Source organism: Halomonas sp., from assembly GCF_041689495.1.
Classification (GTDB): Bacteria; Pseudomonadota; Gammaproteobacteria; order Pseudomonadales; family Halomonadaceae; genus Halomonas.
The window spans coordinates 1-4452 of record NZ_JBDNGD010000016.1; the positions used below are offsets into that span (position 1 = coordinate 1).

The 4452-nt window shown below is 67.1% G+C and carries 2 protein-coding genes and 2 pseudogenes; all 4 read left to right on the forward strand.

Annotated features, from left to right (window positions below; all coding sequences use genetic code 11):
- Positions 1-1304, forward strand: a pseudogene (locus ACESMD_RS00490) (molybdopterin cofactor-binding domain-containing protein); the annotation flags it as partial.
- Positions 1305-1558: 254 nt separating this feature from the next.
- A pseudogene (locus ACESMD_RS00495) lies at positions 1559-2223 on the forward strand (XdhC family protein).
- A 170-nt stretch (positions 2224-2393) separates the two neighbouring features.
- Positions 2394-3713: a guanine deaminase gene (guaD, locus tag ACESMD_RS00500; protein ID WP_372609341.1), complete on the forward strand. Its 1320-nt coding sequence runs from the start codon at positions 2394-2396 to the stop codon at positions 3711-3713.
- A gap of 87 nt (positions 3714-3800) precedes the next feature.
- The gene (locus tag ACESMD_RS00505; protein WP_372609342.1) at positions 3801-4277 is read left to right on the forward strand and encodes a PRC-barrel domain-containing protein; all 477 of its coding nucleotides are present in this window, start codon (positions 3801-3803) and stop codon (positions 4275-4277) included.
- The last annotated feature ends 175 nt before the right edge of the window (positions 4278-4452 follow it).

The following is a 4452-nucleotide window of genomic DNA, read 5'->3' on the forward strand; positions in this document are numbered from 1 at the left end:
GCCGGCCAGGTGCTGTTCGCCGTGGCAGCCGAGAGCCATCGCGCCGCCCGGGAAGCTGTCAGGGAGGCGATCATCGAGATCGACGAGTGGCCTGCCAGCCTCGATCCGGTGGCCGCCACCGAGCGCGGCGAGTTCGTGCGCCCCACCCACGTACAGCAGAGGGGCGACTGGGAGCGCTCGCTCGCAACGGCGGCCCATGTCATCGAGGGCGAGCAGTTCGTCGGCGGCCAGGAGCACTTCTACCTGGAGGGGCAGGCCTGCCTGGTACAGCCCACCGAGGACGAAGGGGTGATGGTCCATACCTCCAACCAGCATCCCAGCGAGACCCAGAAGCTGGTCGCCGAGGTGCTGGGCATCCCCTTCCATGCGGTGACCGTGGAAGTGCGCCGCATGGGCGGCGGCTTCGGCGGCAAGGAGACCCAGGCCTCACCCTGGTCCTGCATCGCCGCGCTGGTGGCCCGCCGCACCGGTCACACCGCGCGGCTGCGTCTGCCCCGCGCCGACGACATGCACGTCACCGGCAAGCGCCATCCCTTCCACAACCGCTACCGCCTGGGCGTGGATGAGGCGGGCGTGATCCAGGGCGGCGAGCTGACCCTGATCGGTGACTGCGGCTACTCGCCCGACCTGTCCGACGCCATCGTCGATCGCGCCATGTTCCATGCCGACAACGCCTACTCCCTGGGCAAGGCACGGGTGACCGGCCACCGAGCGCGCACCCACACCGCCTCCAACACCGCCTTCCGCGTCTTCGGCGGCCCCCAGGGCATGATGGTCATCGAGGGGGCCATGGACGATATCGCCAGCGAGCATCTTTACCCGGACCAGGCCCTGGAGCGCGAGGGCATGCGCCTCGAGGGTGGTAACCTGGTAGCGGGTCAGGGCGAGGGCGAGCGCCGAATCCCCTGGGCGAGCTAGTGCAGGCGGCGTATCTCGGCCGGGTGTCGCTCTCCGAGAAGGGCTTCTACGCCACCCCGCTGATCCACTACGACCGCGTGACCGGCCAGGGGCGGCCCTTCTACTACTTCGTCCATGGCGCCGCCGTGGCCGAGGTCAGCGTCGACACCCTGACCGGCGAATACCAGGTCGATCGGGTAGACATCCTGCATGACGTGGGCGACTCCCTGAATCCGGCCATCGACATCGGCCAGGTCGAGGGCGGCTTCATCCAGGGCATGGGCTGGCTGACCAGCGAGGAGCTGTTGTGGAACGAGGATGGCCGGCTGATCTCCGATGGCCCGGCCACCTACAAGATCCCCACCTACGGCGACCTGCCACCGGTGTTCAACGTCGAACTGCTCCAGGGTCATCCCAACTCCATGGCCAGTATCTACCGCTCCAAGGCAGTGGGCGAGCCGCCCTTCATGCTCGCCATCTCGGTGTGGTCGGCGCTGCGCGATGCGCTGGCAAGCCTGACCGGCTACCGCGAGTCCCCACGGTTCGACACTCCGGCTACGCCGGAGCGGGTGCTGCTGGCCGCCGAGGCGCTGCGTGCCCGCCACAATGCTCGGCCGCTGGACAAGGGTGAGCCCTGATGACGGCCGAGGATACTTGTGACATGCAACCCGAGAGCTGGCATGCCGCCCTGCACCGATTGCAGCGGGATGGCGTGCCCCATGCCCTGGCCACCCAAGTGACCAGCGCCGGTTCCACGCCCCGCGAGCCCGGGGCCAGGATGGTCATCACCGCTGACCAGGCCTTCGACACCCTGGGCGGCGGCACCTTCGAATGGCAGACTATTGAGGCGGCTCGGGCGCGGCTGGCGGGCCATGAAGGAGAGGCCGACGCAGGCATGACTCTGGAGGCGTTCTCGCTGGGCGGGCGCAGTGGCCAGTGCTGTGGCGGCTTCGTCAACGTGCTGCTCGAGGTCTTCCCCGGCAGCACCACGACGCTGGCGATCTTCGGCGCCGGTCATGTGGGCCAGGAACTGGTGCGCCTGGCCGCGACGATACGGCCTCGCTGGGTCTGATCGGCTCACGCAGCAAGTGGGCGAGCTTCCGCCGTCGGCTGCGCAATGCCGGCCATGACGAGGCGGCACTCGGCCGCGTCCGCTGTCCCATCGGCATGGCGGCGGGTGGCACCGGAGGCAACAAGACGCCCTATGCCATCGCCATCGCCGCCCTCGCCGAGCTGCTGCCCTTGGTGGAAACCCCCGACCACCCCGACCAGCGCGGCCTCGACCCTGCCGAGCTGCGAGCCCTGTTCAGTGAGCATTCGCCCTGAACACACCCCGCAAGCCGATGACCGAGGGGCGCCAGGGACAGGCCGAGGAGGAGGTCCTACGCCAGGGATGGCGTCGGTAGCGTACAAGGATGTATTCACAGCGCCTCCTCACAGGCCTGTCGCCGGTAAAGCCCCGGTGCTGTTACATAGATCGAGATGAGCCCGTGACCATGACCATGACCGATTCGTGCGTGCTGCGCGCCGACCTGCTGAGCTTCGATGCCGATCCCGGCGAAGGCGATACCCCCGCCGAGGGCAGCGTGCGCCATATTACGGATGGCGGCCTCTGGATCGAAGACGGCCGCATCCGCGCGGTGGACGACTATGCCCGCCTTGCGGCCGAGCTGCCCGCGGGCATCGAGGTGATCGATCACCGGGGGAAATTGATCACTCCCGGCTTTATCGACAGCCATGTGCACTATGTGCAGCTGGAGATCATGGCCTCGTACGGCCGCCAGCTGCTCGACTGGCTCAACGACTACACCTTCCCCGAGGAGTGTCGCTTCGCGGCGCGCGAGCATGCCGAGGCGCTTTCGGATGCCTTCCTCGACGAGATGCTGAGGGTCGGCACCACCACCGCCCAGGTGTTCTGCTCGAGCCACCCGGACTCCGTGGACGCCTTCTTCGCGGCAACCCACCGGCGTGGGCTGCGCATGCTGGCCGGCAAGGTACTGATGGACCGCCATGCCCCCGATGCGCTCTGCGACGATACCCTTGGCGGCATTCGCGACACCGAGCGGCTGATCGGTGACTGGCACGGCAAGGGGCGGCTGGGCTACAGCCTGACACCACGCTTCGCCCCCACCTCCAGCCGGGCGCAGCTGGACGCCACCGGGGGCCTGATGCGCAACGACACTAGCCTGTGGCTGCAGACCCACCTGGCCGAGAACACCGGCGAGCTGGACTGGGTGGCGGAGCTCTTTCCCGGAAGCCGCGACTACCTCGCGGTCTACGAGGAGTCGGGCCTGGTCGGCCCGCGCAGCACCTTTGCGCATGGCATCCACCTGGACCAGCAGATGCGCGGCCGGCTGGCCGAGCGGGGGGCGAACCTCGCCTTCTGCCCGAGTTCCAACCTCTTCCTCGGCAGCAGCCTGTTCGACCGGTTGGCGGCCCGCGAGGCGGGGCTCAATATCACCTACGCCAGTGACGTGGGTGGCGGCACCGACCTCTCGGGCCTGACCACCCTCAAGGCCGCCTATCAGGTGGGCCAGCTGCGAGGCCAGCCGTTGACCGCCTGGCAGGGCTTCTATGGGCTGACGCTCGGTAACGCCCGGGCCCTCTCGCTGGACGGCTGGATCGGCCGCCTGGCGCCGGGCCTGGACGCTGACTTCGTGGTGCTGGACCCGGCCGCCACACCACTGATGGCGAGACGCACGGCTCGCAGCCGAAGCCTCGGCGAGACGCTGTTCGCGCTGATGATGCTGGGTGACGACCGCACCGTCGCCGAAGCCTGGGCCAATGGACGCTGCCGGCACCGCCGTAGTGGCTAAGCTTCCATTTACTACTGGAAAAGAATCCTGCCGCAAGAGCTGCAAAGCGCTATATTCGGCAGCCAGACCCATTACAGGAAACGACCCATGCGCCAGACCATTCTCGCACTTAGCCTATCCCTGGTTGCCGGCAGTCCGTTAGTAGTCAGCCAGGCACAGGCAGACATCCAGGGTCTCTACTCCGCCAACGCCATTCTGGCAGCCGAAGTCTACCTCGATACCGATCCCGACGAGCCCATGGGCTCTGTTCGCGACGTCCTGCTCGACGATGACAAGCAGGTAGCGGGCCTGGTGATCCGCAGCGGAGGCGCGATGGGGCTCGGCGGCCGCGACATCGTCATCAACAATGATCACTTTCGCCTGGATGCCTTGACCGCTGAGGACCAATGGGCCGTCTATCGCATCATCGTCGATGCCTCCGCCGACGAACTGGACGATCTGCCCGAATATGACCAGGCCTGGTGGGAGCAGGCACGCAAGAATGCCGCCGACGCCTGGTCAGCCACCCAGGAAGATGCCGAAAGCGCCTGGCAACGCACCCGCGATGCGGTGAATGGCAACTGATCTCCAGCAGACCGTGAGCACTACCTCAAGTGATACCAGACAACTGGCGTTGCAATGCCAGACGACGATCATCGCTGATGAATGCCGACTCGATGGCCGTGCCGGCGAGTTGGATGAAGATGTCCTTCGACCAGCCGAAGGCCTCATGACAGGCGATGAAATTGGCCAGCATGCC